15 protein-coding genes, 1 pseudogene and 2 other annotated features are annotated in these 16674 nt (G+C 38.5%); of the genes and pseudogenes, 6 read left to right on the top strand and 10 right to left on the bottom strand.

Going from position 1 to position 16674, the window contains the following annotated elements; translation table 11 throughout:
* Positions 1-32: 32 nt before the first annotated feature.
* The gene (locus NST97_RS14795) at positions 33-1130 is read right to left on the bottom strand and encodes a D-alanine--D-alanine ligase (RefSeq protein ID WP_339194036.1); all 1098 of its coding nucleotides are present in this window, start codon (positions 1128-1130) and stop codon (positions 33-35) included.
* A 160-nt stretch (positions 1131-1290) separates the two neighbouring features.
* Between NST97_RS14795 and NST97_RS14790 the strand changes: the two genes are divergently transcribed.
* The gene (locus NST97_RS14790; protein WP_063388220.1) at positions 1291-1611 is read left to right on the top strand and encodes a thioredoxin family protein; all 321 of its coding nucleotides are present in this window, start codon (positions 1291-1293) and stop codon (positions 1609-1611) included.
* Positions 1612-1835: 224 nt separating this feature from the next.
* Here the strand turns inward: NST97_RS14790 and NST97_RS14785 are convergent, their stop codons facing one another.
* Together NST97_RS14785 and NST97_RS14780 are read right to left on the bottom strand one after the other, a co-directional pair.
* Positions 1836-2630, bottom strand: coding sequence for an HAD family hydrolase (locus NST97_RS14785; protein WP_066247187.1), 795 nt, complete (start codon positions 2628-2630; stop codon positions 1836-1838).
* Positions 2631-2771: 141 nt separating this feature from the next.
* On the bottom strand, positions 2772-3842 hold the full coding sequence (locus NST97_RS14780; protein WP_117017400.1) for a branched-chain amino acid aminotransferase: 1071 nt from the start codon (positions 3840-3842) through the stop codon (positions 2772-2774).
* 185 nt (positions 3843-4027) lie between these two features.
* Positions 4028-4280 (bottom strand) — a binding site (T-box leader).
* A gap of 54 nt (positions 4281-4334) precedes the next feature.
* Positions 4335-4584: a binding site (T-box leader), on the bottom strand.
* Between the two features lie 188 nt (positions 4585-4772).
* Between NST97_RS14780 and NST97_RS14775 the strand changes: the two genes are divergently transcribed.
* Positions 4773-5252 (top strand): ferritin family protein, encoded by a 480-nt coding sequence (locus tag NST97_RS14775; RefSeq protein ID WP_094244986.1) that lies wholly within the window; start codon positions 4773-4775, stop codon positions 5250-5252.
* A gap of 6 nt (positions 5253-5258) precedes the next feature.
* On the opposite strand, the gene NST97_RS14770 is transcribed toward NST97_RS14775, so the two are convergent.
* From NST97_RS14770 to NST97_RS14745, 6 genes are all read right to left on the bottom strand, one after another.
* Complete coding sequence (locus NST97_RS14770; RefSeq protein ID WP_339194033.1) at positions 5259-6674, bottom strand: FMN-binding glutamate synthase family protein; 1416 nt, start codon at positions 6672-6674, stop codon at positions 5259-5261.
* On the bottom strand, positions 6667-7803 hold the full coding sequence (locus tag NST97_RS14765) for a GerAB/ArcD/ProY family transporter (protein ID WP_339194031.1): 1137 nt from the start codon (positions 7801-7803) through the stop codon (positions 6667-6669). Before NST97_RS14765 ends, NST97_RS14770 begins: the two co-directional genes overlap by 8 nt.
* A 26-nt stretch (positions 7804-7829) precedes the next feature.
* Positions 7830-9026, bottom strand: coding sequence for a Ger(x)C family spore germination protein (locus tag NST97_RS14760; RefSeq protein WP_339194029.1), 1197 nt, complete (start codon positions 9024-9026; stop codon positions 7830-7832).
* A gap of 123 nt (positions 9027-9149) precedes the next feature.
* The gene (locus NST97_RS14755) at positions 9150-10013 is read right to left on the bottom strand and encodes a VOC family protein (protein ID WP_339194027.1); all 864 of its coding nucleotides are present in this window, start codon (positions 10011-10013) and stop codon (positions 9150-9152) included.
* Positions 10014-10042: 29 nt separating this feature from the next.
* Positions 10043-11452: a sensor histidine kinase gene (locus NST97_RS14750; protein ID WP_339194025.1), complete on the bottom strand. Its 1410-nt coding sequence runs from the start codon at positions 11450-11452 to the stop codon at positions 10043-10045.
* The gene (locus NST97_RS14745) at positions 11442-12140 is read right to left on the bottom strand and encodes a response regulator transcription factor (protein ID WP_063388212.1); all 699 of its coding nucleotides are present in this window, start codon (positions 12138-12140) and stop codon (positions 11442-11444) included. The genes NST97_RS14750 and NST97_RS14745 overlap by 11 nt, the downstream gene beginning before the upstream one ends.
* A gap of 175 nt (positions 12141-12315) precedes the next feature.
* Here NST97_RS14745 and NST97_RS14740 point away from each other — a divergent pair, with 175 nt between their 5' ends.
* On the top strand, positions 12316-13752 hold the full coding sequence (locus tag NST97_RS14740) for an ABC transporter permease (protein WP_311066793.1): 1437 nt from the start codon (positions 12316-12318) through the stop codon (positions 13750-13752).
* A gap of 17 nt (positions 13753-13769) precedes the next feature.
* Positions 13770-14441: an ABC transporter ATP-binding protein gene (locus NST97_RS14735; protein ID WP_066247100.1), complete on the top strand. Its 672-nt coding sequence runs from the start codon at positions 13770-13772 to the stop codon at positions 14439-14441.
* Positions 14442-14622: 181 nt separating this feature from the next.
* On the opposite strand, the pseudogene NST97_RS14730 reads toward NST97_RS14735, so the two are convergent.
* A pseudogene (locus NST97_RS14730) lies at positions 14623-15153 on the bottom strand (IS4 family transposase); the annotation flags it as partial.
* Positions 15154-15825: 672 nt separating this feature from the next.
* On the opposite strand from NST97_RS14730, the gene NST97_RS14725 reads away from it, so the two are divergent.
* Together NST97_RS14725 and NST97_RS14720 are read left to right on the top strand one after the other, a co-directional pair.
* Entirely contained in the window at positions 15826-16110 is a 285-nt protein-coding gene (locus NST97_RS14725) for a hypothetical protein (protein WP_066247103.1), read from the top strand.
* Positions 16111-16233: 123 nt separating this feature from the next.
* Entirely contained in the window at positions 16234-16464 is a 231-nt protein-coding gene (locus NST97_RS14720) for a hypothetical protein (RefSeq protein WP_094244976.1), read from the top strand.
* The last annotated feature ends 210 nt before the right edge of the window (positions 16465-16674 follow it).

Raw genomic sequence — 16674 nt, 5'->3', positions numbered from 1 at the left:
GGCGGCTTACACAGCCGCCCTAAGAACGATCTTTAAATAGTATACTTGATTCTCTGTTTTAGTTCATATCGCTCGATTCCAAGCTGAACCAATTTTTCAATCAACGCCGGATAATCGATGCCGCTGTGCTTCCATAAAAGAGGGAACATGCTAAACGGCGTAAATCCAGGCATTGTGTTCACTTCATTGATCAACGGTGTTCCGTCTTTTCTCAAGAAAAAGTCTGCCCGAACAAGTCCAGAACCATCGATAGCTTTAAATGCTTTCAGCGCCATTTTCTTGATTTGTTCATATTGCTCTTCCGTTATGTCAGCTGGAATAATGAGCTCCGTATCTCCGTCTTCATATTTCGCTTTATAATCGTAAAACTCTTTTTTCGGAGCAATTTCCCCAACAACAGAGCAGATCGGTTCATCATTTCCAATTACTCCGATTTCAACTTCCCTTCCATCAATACTTTCTTCAATAATCAGCTTCCGATCATACAGAAACGCTTCTTCAATAGATTGAATGAGCGATTGCCGATCTTTTGCCTTGCTGATACCTACGCTTGAACCGAGGTTGGCTGGCTTTACAAAGCAAGGATATCCGAGCTGCTCCTCGACTTTTTGAAAAACCTCCTCTTTATCTTTTTCCCAGTCTTTGTTCGTAAACCAAACGTACTTTGCCTGAGCAAGTCCTGCTTGGGCAAATAAATTTTTCATAATGATTTTATCCATTCCTGCTGCTGAAGCCAAAACTCCATTCCCAACATAAGGTATATTCAGCAATTCCAGCATTCCTTGTATCGTTCCATCTTCACCATTCGGTCCATGCAATAGCGGAAATACGACATGGACTGGATCAGCGCTTCCTGGAGCGTTAAATAGCTCTTGACTGAAAGGTACCGGCAAATGTTCACCTTTTTCTCCAGCTTCGGAATTTCCCGCTAGAAACTTCAAGTCTTCTACTCTTTCAACTGGACCGTTCAATTGCTTTCCTTTTACCCATTGCCCTTGCTCCGTAATGTAAATTGGATATATGTCAAATTTATTTTTATCGAGAGCGTTTATTACTGCCCGAGCTGTTTGTAATGATACTTGATGCTCGGCAGATTTGCCCCCATATACAAGCGCCAGTTTGATTGCCATTTATTTTTTCCTCCCGTTTTGAAAAAAATCATCTGTTTTATTTTATCATTATATAGGTTGTTTTTGTTATCATTGCCGAACAATTTATTTGCGGGAGAAAAAAATTCACTTCTTCTTTACCATGAATTAAAATAAATACGAAGGAAGGAGGGGTTATCCAATGAAGCCAATAGAGACAGCAGAACAGTTTGAACAAGTGATTCAGAGCAATCAAGAAACCATCATCAAGTTTTTTGCCGATTGGTGCCCTGATTGCAAAAGAATGGACATGTTTATCGGCGACATTTTAGAAGAATACGGTCAATATGAATGGTATGAGATCAATAAAGATCAATTCCCCGACCTAGCTGAAAAATATCAAGTAATGGGAATTCCAAGCATTTTAATTTTTAAAAACAACGAAAAAATCGCTCATCTGCACAGCGCATACGCAAAAACACCTGAGGAAGTGAAAGAATTTTTAGGCTCGCATCTTAAATAAAGAAAAAGCCGCTGGGGGTGTCTAATAAGTCGTTTTTACGGCTTATAGACGCCCCCATGAATGTTTTAGAAACGTTGATATATCGGTGTTTATGATTTTTTGTTTTCAATGGCGATTTGATTTTCTAAGACAGCCCTTTCATAAAAAGCACGAATCTAAAAAAACTGGACTTCGGATGTATTTTCATCCAGTCCAGCCTCAATTCTTTTCCTATCAAAATATTTCTATTCCTTTTTTAAATCCTCTAAAACCGTCAATAAATCTCTTAATTGGCTGATTTCATAGTCTGGAGTGACTTCTCCGCTAAGCTCCAACTGCTTTCGATTAATCCAAACAGACCGGATATTTGTCCGTGATGCCCCAAGTATGTCAGTGCTCAGTTTGTCTCCAACCATTACCACTTCATTGCTTTGAACACCCATTAAGTTTAGTGCGTGTTCAAAAATTGACGGATCAGGCTTACCTTTGCCGAACTCACCTGAAATGACAATATGCTCAAAATACGATGAGAGAGCAGAAACACTAGCAATCTTTTCTTTTTGCAGGCTTGGATCCCCGTTTGTTAAAAGAAGCAAACGATAGTTTTGTTTCAGCTGTTCTAATACTTCAAATGTATCTTCATATACGAGCGGTCTTTTGCGCCGTTCTGCATGAAAAAGCTCAGCCAGCTTTTCCCCGAATTCAGCATCATCTATACCGACCGCCTTCAAACCGTTCGTCCAAGCATCTTTTCTGTAAACAGGCGCCAATTGATTAAGCTTCCCAAACTGTTCGTGCACGATTTCGCTAAAATTCGCCCAAAGGCCTTCAAACGGATTGATGCCAATCATTTTTGTAAATGGATATGTTTCATAAGATTCATACAATTTTCTCGCTTCTTGACGAACCGCTTCCTCAAGCTGTTTTGAATCAACCCCGTATTGTTCTTCGGCTGTGGTGCAAACATATTGGAATGTGTCGCTGACGCTTTTTTCATCCCAAAGAAGTGTATCATCTAAGTCAAAAAAAACAGCTTTAATCAATCATCTATCTCCTCTCCATATTCTGTTCCATTCTTACCTAAAAACAATTTTTTGACACTGCCAATATTTCTGATTCGAAAGCAAATAAAGATGGATGGCACCTTAATAAATTTTATTTGAAATCAATATAAAATTGAATTATACCTCTTTCGTCCAGCCGAACTTGTCTTCCGCTTTTCCGTATTGAATGTTCGTGATCGTTTCATAAAGCTTTTTAGAAAACTCGCCTGTTTCAGAATTATTCAATAGCATTTTATGCTCATTCCATTTCAGCTCCCCGACCGGCGAAATTACCGCTGCTGTTCCTGTTCCGAAAACTTCTTCCAATTCCCCGTTTTTGTAGGCATTGAAGATATCTTCTATTGCAATGCGTTCTTCATGCACCGGTACTCCCCAATCTTTCACTAGCTGGATAACGGAGTCTCTTGTTATACCGCTCAAAATGCTTCCGTTTAATTTTGGCGTGTACACTTCACCGTTGATTTTGAAGAAAATGTTCATGCTTCCAACTTCTTCAACATATTTATTTTCTTTTCCATCGAGCCAGAGCACCTGATCGTATCCTAATTCCTCCGCTTTTTTTTGGGCGTATAAGCTAGCTGCATAGTTTCCGGAAGTTTTAACATGACCAACTCCTCCCGGTACAGCGCGAACATATTCATCTTCAACATAAATTTTTACAGGAACGAGCTGACGGCCTGAATAGTAAGCTCCAACTGGCGACAGGATAATCATAAACTTGTATTCGCTTGCTGGTCTAACTCCTAAATATGGTTCCGTTGCAATGATGAACGGTCTGATATATAAAGAAGTGCCTTCTTTATTTGGAATCCAATCTCTTTCCACTTCAACAAGCCGCACAATGGCTTCCAATACTAGATCAGGGTCAATGGGCGGAATACACATTCGTTCGCAAGAGCGGTTCAATCGCTCTATATTTTTATCCGGTCTGAATAACAATGTGCGGCCGTCATTCGTTTTATAAGCTTTCAGCCCTTCAAAAATTGCTTGCCCGTAATGAAATACCATTGCTGACGGCGAGAGCACCAACGGTTCAAACGGCACTATACGAGGGGAATGCCACCCTTGCACCTTATTATAATCCAATATAAACATATGGTCTGTAAAATGTTTTCCAAATCCTAACGATTCAAGATCAGGCTTTTCTTTTAACCGGTCCGATTTAATAAATTCAATAACTTGATTCATGTTCATCCATCCTTTCTCATTATTTTAATTTTATTGTGCGCTGCTGACTAGACCTATTGGGTTGCCAATTTTTATTGAATGCTTGATTGGCTAAATCGGGCTTTTCTTTTAGCGGGCAGCATGGCGAAATAGCCAATTAAAAAAACATGCCCCAGCAATCACCAACGCATAAAACATCGGTTGATTGCTGGGGCGAGATGCTTCGCGGTACCACCCAGCTTCTCTGTATTCCTCACAGAATACAGACTCAGCAAGTCACACATAGATGACTTTCTTCGTAACGGAAGATCCGTTGTTTTATACTTTGGCAAAAAGCCATTTCTAAAACAAGGCTCCAAGGCGATCTTCAAAGAGAGATAACGGCTGGCCTTTCAGCCTATGGGTCAGCTCTCTAATACGTCATCGCTCTCTTCTACTGCTCCTTTTCCTCACCTTTTTCATATGAAATTATCAAAATAAAAACTCGCCCCAATCCAAAAAGAAATATTGGATTGTTGAGGCGAGTTTTTCGCGGTACCACTCAACTTTTCTGTATTCCTCGCGAAATACAGACTCAGCAAGTCACGTACATGACTTTTCTTGATAACGGAAGAACCGTTGCTTTATACTTTAGCTTGCGCTATTTCTAAAACAAAGCTCCAAGGTGACCTTCAAAGAGTGGTGAACGACTGACCTTTCAGCCTGCGGGTCAGCTCTCTATGCGCCACCGGCCTCTTTTACTGCTCCTTTTCTTTGCTTTTCTTATCTGAAAATAATTTATTTAGTAAATAATTTTGAAAATGATTATATAATCTCTTTCGTTTTAAGTCAATAAGAATTTAGTTTTTAACAAAAATTTGTTTCCGACACGTCTCGATTTCATCCAATTCATCACTTTTTCTCTATATCTGAATAAACTGACATAAGAAAAATGAAAGGTGGGATATTTGCATGTATGCTAATACACATTATGTAAACTACTATTATCCAGTTTACGACCACAGCTTCATTAGACAAAATAGATATAACAGCTCCATTGACAATATACTGAAGGCTATCTTAAACGGAATTTCTTCTGAAGCAAGTGCCATTGATTTTTACACAAGATTGGCAAAGGCGGCGGCAACTTCTGAACAGAGACAGGCAATTGAACATGCACTAGAAGACGAAAAAATACATTTACGAACATTCACGCAGCTTTATCAAACATTAACAGGAAAAAAACCGGTTTATCAAACAAAAATAACTCGATTCCGAAATTTCCAAGAAGGTCTGCGGATCGCTTATGAACAAGAATTGGAAGCATATGAGACATACCGCGATAATTATTTATCTACACAAGATCCAATGATTCGAGATGCTTTCTTTAGAGCCATGACTGATGAAATTGAACATGCGTTAAGATTTAGCCACGTACTAAACAAGAAGTAGTCGAAATCAATTTTTGCTTCCAGTCATATGAGCGGTCTCATTTGGGTCAAATGCTAAAGGGACTTTTGTGATTTTACTTGTTGTTTCATCAAGTGCGACAAGATCACTTTGGTTCACATCATGAACATTTGTTTTCCCTAAACCTTTGACAGCGACCTGTATTTCTTCCGAAAATGACGTTAAAAAATTAGATAAATAATATGCTGCCTCCTCTTTATTAAATTGATCCGCCATTCTTCCCCTATAAAAGGCCAATACCGTCGGTGGCTCAAATGGTATTGTTTTTACGACCTGTGTATGCGTCATTGCCCATAAAGCAGCAGTTCCTATATAAACAGCGTCTGCTCCAAGCGCCAAAGCCTTCAATGCATCCCCGGGAGTATTGATTCCGCCGCCAATCAATAAGCTCACTTTTCCTTTCATTTCTCTCTTTGTTATATAGTGGACAGCCCTAGTCAATGCATAAATCGTCGGCAATCCGAAATCATCTTGTATGATCGGCGCCGATCCTTTTGTACCTGCCTGACCGCCATCAATCGAAATAAAATCCACACCTGCCAAAAGTCCGTATTCAATATCTTCTTCAAGCCTGTTGCTTGCACAAATTTTGATTCCGATCGGGACTCCTCCAGTGAGTTGTTTTAATTCTTTTACAACCTTTCTTAAATCGTTCGGACTGTTCCATTCATTGAATCTTCTTGGAATAACTGCGGTCTCATCCGGTTTTAAACCTAATATATCACGGGCCTTTCCTTGCAAAAATTCAGGTGAAATTCTTGCCGGGACAGCAGCTGAAGCTCCTTGCCCAATATGGATTTCCACAGCATCTGCCTGTTTTAATACATCTGCATTTTTCCCCCAATTCGCAGTGTGGTATTGAACGATCAAATGCTTTGCCCGTTCACGTTCCTCTTGCAAAAATCCCCCTTCACCAATGTTACAGGCTGTTCCGACAACGGCCGTTCCCCAGGCTTGGGCAATTCGAACTTGTTCGCTTACGCCAAGACCGTATGCCATCCCGCCAAGCAAAACAGGCATATCAATTGTGAGAGGTTTTTTGGCCAAGGGACCAATAACCGTTTTCATTTCCACTTTTGCGTCCTCTTTTGCAGGAAAAATTGCAAGTTGAGCGGGTGAAAAGACGAGCCCGTCAAAATTAAGAAATTTTCGCGGGCTACCAAACGGGCGGTCAATAATTTTCCCTTCTGCAGCCCTCAAGCTGTTCTCAACGACAATCCTTGGACTTATCCGCGTAAAGGCACTGACCATTTCCCATACATTTTCCATATAGGGATCACCCATGAGAATTTTTGTAAACGATGAAGTAGCTCTTTTAATAAGAGGGCGAATAGTTAATAACACGATCACATATGTCAGAAGGGGACTTAATAATAATGCACCTATTACCAAAAATTCATTCATCCTTCATCGATCCTTTTGAATAAGGTTGTAGATGCTTTCTTTTTTGCCGTTTGCCGCGAATGGCTATGATCACCAACAATATACAAGGAATAATAATTAAAATCGGCAGCCCAATGAACAATGGAAGCTTTTCCTTTAAAAGTTCTTTTTTCTCGATCTCATTTTCCGCACTTACAATTGCAATGACAAAAATCATAATCGCTGCAGGCAGTATAAAAGGCTGGTGCTTTTGTTTTTTAAACAGCTCCGCCATTCCTACAACTCCTGCATAAAAAAAAATATTTAATTTTATGAAAAGGCCGATAAATAAAGTTAAAATGACAATCGGATCCATTCTCTGAAAAAAGTCGCCGACATTGATTTTTTGGGCTGTATCAAGCAAAGGAAGATCGGCTAATTCCGTTCCGTACACCCCAAGCACTGCAATAGTTAATGCAAAAGTCCATGAGACGGCCAAACCGCTGAATAAAACCGATAACGTTCCAATTCGCACACCGTTCTGAGGTTTGTTTAAGTATGGAAGTATCATGAAAAAGACAACCATTTCGCTATAAGAAATGATAGACGGAAACACCGCTTTGATTAAAGGAAATAAGCCATCTTCTAAAATTGGCAAAAGATGTATCGGATCAACAATTCCGGAGGCAAACACTAAAAAATTTCCCATTATCCCTAGAGTGATCATGATAAAGAAAAGCAGCTGGGCAACTCTTGCGAACACTTCAATTCCTAAAAAGCATGAATAAGAAATAAGTAAAACTCCCATCAATAAAACCACTTCAATAGGCGTTTCAGGCAAAAGATATTTAATCATGTTATCCCCAGTATCCCGCAATATAAAGCCGGCGATTAAGATAAAATAAAAATTATATATGATTGAAAGCACTGTACCAACAATTTTCCCTGTGTTTTCCAAAAATATTCCTGTCAAGGTGAGGTTTGGAAAACGATTATAAATTGGCCCGTAAATCAATAAAATAAGGAGAATGTTAATTCCGGAAACAACTAACACGGCGATCCAATTATTTTGCTTTACTTCCAATCCTAGCCCTGTGACAATCAGACTTCCAAATTGAAACAAAAACATAAATGAAAACATCTGTAACCCATCGATTTTTGCTTTTTCCATATAAAATTCCTTCCATTTCCCTGCTCTCAATCCTCCAGCTTGTGAAGCGGAGGATTGTTGATCGTGCCTGTTCTTCGTATTTTGACATCAACAGTAGTTTTTATTGGAAGTTCAGTGAACGTTTCCTTCCAATGTTTTTTTATTTTTTTCCAATTTTTATAATCGTCCCGATACAACGCTTTTCCAAAACCGAAAGCATCGACTCGGTAATCTTGCTGAACATTCGAAAGAACTTTTTCAACTTCTTGTTTTATTTTTTCTTCCGTCTTTTTTTCTATCTTCCTTATCGTTTTTGTATTTGTTATTGTGAGATGCTTGCATTGTACATCCGCTACATTTCCTTGAGCCTCTATATGAACTTCACCAACGGGATTGCCTTTATGCATTTTTGTTTTTAGCTGGCTTTTTGCAGAAAAAATGTCAATGCTTATCTTTCCGTCATTCTTGCATGAAATTTCTTCGATCGTCCGATGTACTTTGCCGATAATATAATGAAGTCCTCTGCTCTGTTGTTCATCCAGCCAGCCTATTAATCGGTCTTGGTGAAACAAAGCGATTCCTTTAAATTTTAATTTTGCTTCAGGGTCAATTTGTTCATAATTGGCTTTCGTTTCACCGACTTGCTGATTGCCTTCTACTGATATTCCTGTCAGTTTCACTTCGATCCCTTCGCTGCTTAAATCCGATAACAATTGATCAAGAGTTACAGATATTGTCGGCGCCCATTGCTTATCTGATAATTCAAGAGAATTAAAAAGCTGGTTCGCCGGGATATCTTCTAACGCTGTTAAAACTTTTAAAATATCCCCTGCCTTGGCATCCTTTGCAACAGTTATATAAAAATCTGTTCTCATTTCATGATCGCGTGACAAAAGATCAAGCACCTCCCCAATTCCCTCTTTTGCTAATTCCTCACCGATTACTAAAATCCGCAAATGAGACGAGTAAATTCTCCTTGGAACAGCAGTGGTCATTCGCCGTATAGCTTCAATGATGGTGTGACCTTTCTCTTGATAAGTCATAACAGGAGTTTTATCCCCTTTACTCATCAGCATGGCAATTTGACTAGGGTTTACTATTTGCGAGGTCACCACATACTGGTCTCCTTCTTTATCGATCCCTAAACCCACTTGAATGGCAATCGTGTTTAATTCTCTTCGGTTCCAGCAGCCGGATAACAACAACAAAACAACAGCAAATAAAAGCATCTTTTTGAATTTCATTTTTGCTTAACTCCAGCATTTTTATTTCTTGTTAATATTTGCATTTTTCGTTTTTTTATTCTTAATGCAAGAAAAATTTGCACAAAAAAAAGACGCCAATGCGTCCATGTTCATGATCGATTTTTAATGAGCTGTCGTTATTTCAATTTGATTTCCGGAAGGATCGATCGTGTATATTTTTCCATCTTTTTCAGTTATACGTGCATTTATTTCTTTTAATCTCTTGATCATCTGATCTTTTTCTTCCTTATTCGGCAAAATGATTGTGAACCATTTAAGCCCGACACTATTCTCAGGAGGCTTTGGAGCCCCTATACCATTCCAAGTATTTAACGCAATATGGTGATGGTATTTGCCGCTAGAAATAAATAATGCATGAGATCCATATTTTGATGTCATTTGAAAACCGAGGCCTTTACAATAAAATTGTTCTGCTTCATCTAAATAGGCAACATGCAAATGAATATGACCAATAATGGTTGCTTCAGGCATCCCTTGCCAGCCCTCTGGATCTCTTTCAGAAAATAAATCGTTTATATCTAACGGAATCGTGTCCATCACAACTTGATTTTGATTCCATTCCCCATTCGCCGACTTTCGATCAGCATAAATTTCAATGCCGTTTCCATCCGGGTCTGCTAAATAGACCGCTTCACTGACCAAATGATCGGAAGCACCCTGCAGCGGATAGTTCATTTGAATGAGATGATAAAGGGCATTAGCTAAATCTTTCCTTTCCGGCAATAAAATGGCAAAATGATATAACCCTGTCGTCCGGACTTGTTTTCTTATGACATTATCCGGTTGTTCGACAATCAATAGCGGCTTCTTTCCATCAGCAGAAAAAACGACTTTATTTTCCTTTTGCTCTAATATTTTAAACCCCAATAAATTGTGGTAAAACGCAATAGATCTCTTAAGATCCTCCACTTTGATCGATACTCCCCCGATATATTTATTGGGCGAACGATGAAATGCAAGCTCCATGTATTATCCAATCCCTTCTACAAGATTCTTTAGCTTTTGACAGGCAGTTTAATCTCAAATTTCGTTCCTTTGCCTTTTTTACTTGTCACGTTGATTTCTCCTTGATGCAGGAGCACTAACTGCTTCACAATTGAGAGTCCTAACCCGAATTCCCCGTATTTATTGTTTGTTCTTGACAGATCTGCTTTGTAAAATCTCTGCCAAATGTTTTCAATTTCTTTTTCGTCCATTCCGATCCCGGTATCTTCGATTTCAATGATTGTTTCCTTATATCCAGGTTTCCCCCGCAAAAATATTTTTCCGTTTTGTGTAAACTGAATGCTATTTTTAACAATATTGATCAAAATTTGAATGAGGCGATCATAATCAGCATAAATGATTTCATTTTCATCCGCTTCAATGATCATAATGTTATTTTTCTCCTCAGCTTGTGAAAGAAGCTGTTCCTTCACAATTTCAAACACATCAATTAACTGTATAGGTTCTATATTTAGCTTTACTTGATTCGACCGAATTTTTTCATAGTCCAAATTTTCATTAACTAGCCGAATCAGCCTTTTTGCCTCTTGGCTTACTAATTGAATGCCTCTTTCTTTTTCTTCTTCAGGAATCATATCGCTTTTTAATCCTTCAATGACACCGCTGATCGTTGTAAGAGGAGTTTTCAACTCATGAGAAACATCTGCAATAAACTGTCTCCTTCTTTTTTCAAGCCTGTTTATTTCCTCCTGAGAAGCTTTAAGCTTTTTTACCATTTCATTAAAGTCGCTTGCCAGTTCACCAATTTCATCGATTTTGGAGGCATTCACCTGGACGTCATAGTTTCCAGATGACACCATTGACGTTGCTTCACGAATCCTCTGAATTCTCCGAACATGCAGCTTCGATAAAAGACCGCTTAGCAAAAATGAAACAGTCAACGAAATTAAAATTGTATAAAATAAAAACTGATTAATGTCGCTGATGGTCTCTCTTGAACCGCTTATCGGCGAAACTAGGAGAACTCCTCCCATCAGCTCCCCGTTCACGATGAATGGCAAAGAAACGAAGGATACCGCCTGATCAAACCGTTTTAAATCTTGCTTGACCACGACAATTTTGCCATCCTCCAAACTCTCCCATTCTTTTTCTGACATTGTGAACCGCGGGAAAAAGCCAGCTTCCGGATAAAAAATTTCGCCTTGTTGATTAAACACACTGAACATAATATTTCGTGTCCTCAGCACCTGCCGGTATTGATCCAAAATCCGGTTTCCGCCCCAATTATCGCGGCTATAATCATGTAAAATGTTTTGGCCGTAGGCAATCAATTCTTCTACTTTATTTTGATAAACATAGTTTTCAACATATTTTGCAAAGGAAAAGCTCAAAATCAAGAATGCAATGACTAAAACTCCTATATGGCTAATAAGCAGCTGATACATATATTTAAGTTTCATCGTGCTTCACCGATTCGTCGAATTTATATCCCACCCCCCAAACCGTGTGAAGGAAGTTTTGCGCTTCAGGCCCGAGCTTCTTTCTCAGCCTTTTCATGTGGACATCAACCGTTCTTTCATCCCCGTAAAATTGATACCCCCATATACTTTCCAGCAACTGCTCTCTCGTAAATACTTGGCGCGGATGTGTGAGAAAATGATAAAGGAGGTCAAACTCTTTTGGAGTTAGGTTATTAATCGATTGTCCTTTAAAATACGCTTCTCTTGCATCTTTGTCCACTTTAAAGTGTTTGGTTGTCACAATGTTTTTTTGACGAGGTTCTTGCTTGTTATATCTTCTCGCCACTGCCTTTATTCTCGCCATTAGTGCAATCGGGCTAAACGGTTTCGTGACATAATCATCGGCTCCCATTTCAAGTCCGATCACTTGATCGGATTCACTGTCTTTAGCGGTCAGCATGATGATCGGAACGGAGTGTTCCTCTTCTCTTAATTTTCTGCAAAGCGTGACTCCATCCATTCCGGGAAGCATCCAATCGATGATGAGCAAGTCCCAATTGCCACTCTTAGCGGATTGGTAGCCTTCAAGTCCATCATGGACAAATTCCCCTTCAATCCCTTCCTTTATAAAAAACATATTTAGCATCGAACAGACGCTTTCATTATCTTCGATCACTAAAATTTTCATTTCTCTTCCTCCCGCTAAAACAACTCTTATTTTCAAGATAAACGAGTAAAGAAAGGGAAGCAACTACTTCAACTTCTCTTTTAAAAAATTAAACTTTCGAACATAGATTTTTCATAAATTGTTCATATGTTTCCAATATGCTTATCGTTGACAATCACGAAGGAGGTAAGATTAGATGAATTTTTTTAAAAGGTCGTTGTTAAGCGTATGGGCTAGAAAAGGAAAAAGCCTTTTACAACTGTTTATTTTCACCATCATTTGCTTACTTGTCCTTTCCGGTCTGGCGATCGAAAGTGCAGCAAAGAAAGCCAGTGATTTAGCGAAGGAAAAGCTGGGAGGAGAAGTGACCTTGCAGATGGATATGGAAAAAATGCGGAATCAGCAGCAATCGGAAGGTGAACGGACGAGGTTTCAGCTTGAACCCATTCCGGTAAAATCGGCAGAAGAATTATCTACATACTCAGAAGTAAAAGGTTATAACTTATATTCGTCGACAAACGGAATTGCTGAAGACTTTGATCCAATTGAAAATGAAGACACAAGTGATTCGGATGAGGAAACAGAAAACAGAGGTCCCTTTGGGGAAAATGGAAATCCAATGTTTCAATCTGATATCAGTCTGCAAGGCGTCGTTTTTACTGATGCTGTCGAAGAATTTATGAACGGAGATTCTACATTGGTAGAAGGTGAACATATTACCGATCAATCATTAGGAAAAAATGTTGTGGTCATCGAAAAAACATTGGCGGATGAAAACGACTTAACTGTCGGTGATACGATTACGGTAAAAGGTGCCAATGAAGAGGAAAAAACGATTGAATTAAAAATCATTGGCATTTATGAGACAACCACAAACGAACAAGATCAAGGAATGAATTTTTCTTTTATGAACCCTTACAACAAATTGTACGTTCCATATACTGTCGCGAACACACTGAAAGGTGAAGACTATGAAAATACCATTGACCGCGCTGTTTATTACATGAAAGATCCCGCGGAAATAGACTCGTTTATTCAAAAAGCGAAGAAAAATTCGAGCATAGACTTCGATACATTCAAGCTTGATGCAAATGATCAGCTATACAATCAAATGGTCGGACCAATCAACAATGTCGCGTCATTTTCAAAAAATGTCGTTTACTTAGTGACGATTTCGGGGGCTGTCATTCTTGGACTGATTGTCATGCTGTCAATCCGCGAACGGAAATACGAGATGGGTGTTCTTCTTTCTCTTGGGGAGAAAAGATGGAAGCTCATCGGTCAATTTGTCGCAGAAATATTGATTGTAGCCGTTCTCGCCATCGGAATTTCAAGCGCATGCGGAAATGTGGTGGCCGGCAAGATCAGCGATCAATTATTAGCGCAAGAGCTGGCCCAGCAAGAGCAGATGAATACACCTCCATCCTTTCGACCAGGAATGGGAGGCAGTGTAGGAATGAGAGGGCAAGCAGCTAACGTGGAAACAATTGATGACTTAGAAATCGCAATAACACCGAAAGATTTAGGCATGCTGTCGTCTATCGGAATGTTAATTGCCGTTTTATCATCATTTATTCCATCGCTGTCCGTTTTGCGGCTGCATCCGAAGGTGATTTTAACTAAACAAGACTAAGAAAAGAAGGGGATCAAATGAGTGCATTGTTGAAATTTCAAGATGTTAGCTATTGGTATAGCAGAGATCAAAAAAAAGTAGAAATCTTAAAAAAGATCAATATTGATTTTGAAAAAGGTACATTTTACACAATTACTGGTCCAAGCGGTGCGGGAAAATCCACATTTTTAGCTCTTGCCGGTGCTCTTGATTCTCCAAAAGAAGGGTCTATTTTATACGAGGGCAAGGATTTAAAAAAAATCGGCTATTCCAAATTTCGCAATCAATACGTCTCAATCGTCTTTCAATCATACAACTTGCTTCCTTATATGACAGCATTGCAAAACGTCGTTGCGGCAATGGAAATAACGAAATCCTCTAAAAAGCCATATAAACAAATTGCACTAAAAACATTAGAACAAATGGGGATTTCGCAGGACCAAGCAAAGCAAAAAGTACTGACACTAAGCGGAGGACAACAGCAAAGAGTTTCCATTGCCCGCGCTCTTTGCTGCGAATCGCAGTTAATTGTCGCGGATGAACCAACAGGAAACTTGGATGAGCAAACATCTAAAGAAATCGTCCGCATTTTTCAAGATTTAGCACATCAAGAGGGAAAATGCGTCATCATGGTGACGCACGATTTAACAATTGCATCCATCGCCGATGTGAACATTCATTTATCAAATGGAACCTTCCAAATACAATAAAAAGCTTGGGGTTGTCCAAAAAGTCAAATCCCCATTGAAAACAAACAATCATAAACACCGATATATCAACGTTTCTAAAACATTAAAAGGGGCAGTCAATAAGCCGGAAAAACGACTTTGAACTGCCCCGTCTTTTTATTTAGTTTTTTTTTACACATACTTATTTCGTCCGGCATTCAATAGCTTCATCCAAAGTTTGGAAAAGAGAAATCAATTGTAGTAAAGCCGTTTTAAAGTCCATCTCTTTTACTTCGTCACATAGAAACAAGAATAAGTTGCCCATGGTCTTTGGATCCTCTTCTTTCCGAAGTTGCCAAGCAATCAAGATATACCGAGTGAAGACAATGGTAGTATGGCTAATCATCATGTCATAGGAACGACCTTGAAACTCTTTGGCTAAATGTAAAAACGATTTACTGAATTTAAAAAAGGTTTCGATGTCCCAACGCATCCCATAGATTCGAACGATTTCTTCATTAGACAGCGTGGTATCTGTACTCAAAATGGCCAGCCATTCACTTTGGTTGTTTCGATTCCGCACAAACACGATTTTCACTGGTAAACCCGTATGAAGGGTTACGTGAATCGAGCCGAGTGTTTCTTTTTAGCCAATGTCTCGTTTCGCTTTTCGATACAGTTGTTCCAAGGTTAAACGTTCTCCGTTGAAGAGATACCGTTGTTTTAGCTGTTTGACCATGCCAATGACAAAAAGGCATGCTCTGTTTGAATTCAAGGTAGGTAAAAAAAGGTATACATATTCGTCCGTCATGGCAAGAGATGAGAGTCCAAAAGCGCTTACGGATGATTCAAAAAAATGGTTCGCTAACCTATGACTTACTTCTTTTTTCAGCGAATCAAAAAGTTCCCACAAAGTCTTGACTGACTCATGTTATATAGAGGGGTTGAAAACAACATAATACTATAATAACATTAATGGAAATGTATCCCAATCGCTAAAAACCTACATAAAATTGGAAGTTTAAAGGGGGGATTTTATAGAACAGCTAAAAAGGTTGGAAAATCAAAAATATTTTTAACAATGCTGTTTTTTATCGGATATGTGATTTCTCTACCTGTTTAAACATTTTAAGAACCAAAAATTGAAAGGCAACGTTTGATATGAACCGCATGAAATGTATTTTAGTTTTGCTTTAATTTTTTCATCTGTAGGAACTGCAGGTATATCTACTCTAAAAGCTTCTCAATTTAAAGATGAGGAGATCATTTATAACCAAGATATTCCTAATTTTGAAGTTTGGAAGATGGTGTTTTGATAGATGGAAAATTTTATAGTCCAGAGGAATTTGAGGAGTATTTAAAATCACCTGAGATTGTTGTTTTAAGTGATGGTAATGGTGGTTCTTCTATTTAACCTTTCTTTGCATTGGCTCCTGCTATTTATTTTGTTCCTGGTGTTGGTCAAGTTGCATTACTAGCGACTGGTGCAATAGTAGTTGGTGGGGTTACTATTAAGGCTGGAAGTTGGCTCTATAAAACTATTTCTAACTATTTTAATGATCCTAAAAGAGTAATTGCTTCTAATTATGGAATACCACAATCATTGTTAGATTCAAACGGAAAAGTGAAATTAGGTTCTTTTAAAGATAAACACGGGAATACACCTCTAACTAAAATTCTGGTACTTTTAAAAATGGGAAGTGGTCAGTAGAAAAAGATACAGCAGGACATGGTGGACGTGTATGGAAATTAAAGAAAGATGGAAAAAGAATAGCTTCTTTAGATAAAAATGGGAAAGTGTTATCCAAATAAAGAATAGGAGTAGATTTAGTTTATGAAGAAAATGACTTTTAACGGTTTTACACTTAATTATCATGAATCAATTAATGTTTATGTAAATGAAGAAACAAAGCAAGTTATTTTCATTTCTAAAAATAATGATGAAATACACGGGGTCCTAGAACTTGATGAAGATAATAAAGTTAAAATACATCCTAGATGGAATGTAAACTTTTCAATTGAAAATAAAGAGGTTACAATAGGTGTTAATTATGAGGAAGAATAATCAATATTATTAATCACTATCAACAAGCTGGAATGGTGCTGTCAAGAAAATCGTTTTTCACTGACTTTCTTGACAGCCCTTCTTAAACATTGCATCCATCGCCGATGTGAACATTCATTTATCAAATGGAACCTTCCAAATACAATAAAAAGCTTGGGGTTGTCCAAAAAGTCAATTCCCCATTGAAAACAAACAATCATAAACACCGAT

It is taken from the genome of Aeribacillus sp. FSL K6-1305 (assembly GCF_038050115.1).
Taxonomy (GTDB): Bacteria; Bacillota; Bacilli; order Bacillales; family Aeribacillaceae; genus Aeribacillus; species Aeribacillus composti.
The sequence above is the reverse complement of the archived record's forward strand: the minus strand, read 5'-3'. Positions and strand labels throughout refer to the sequence as shown.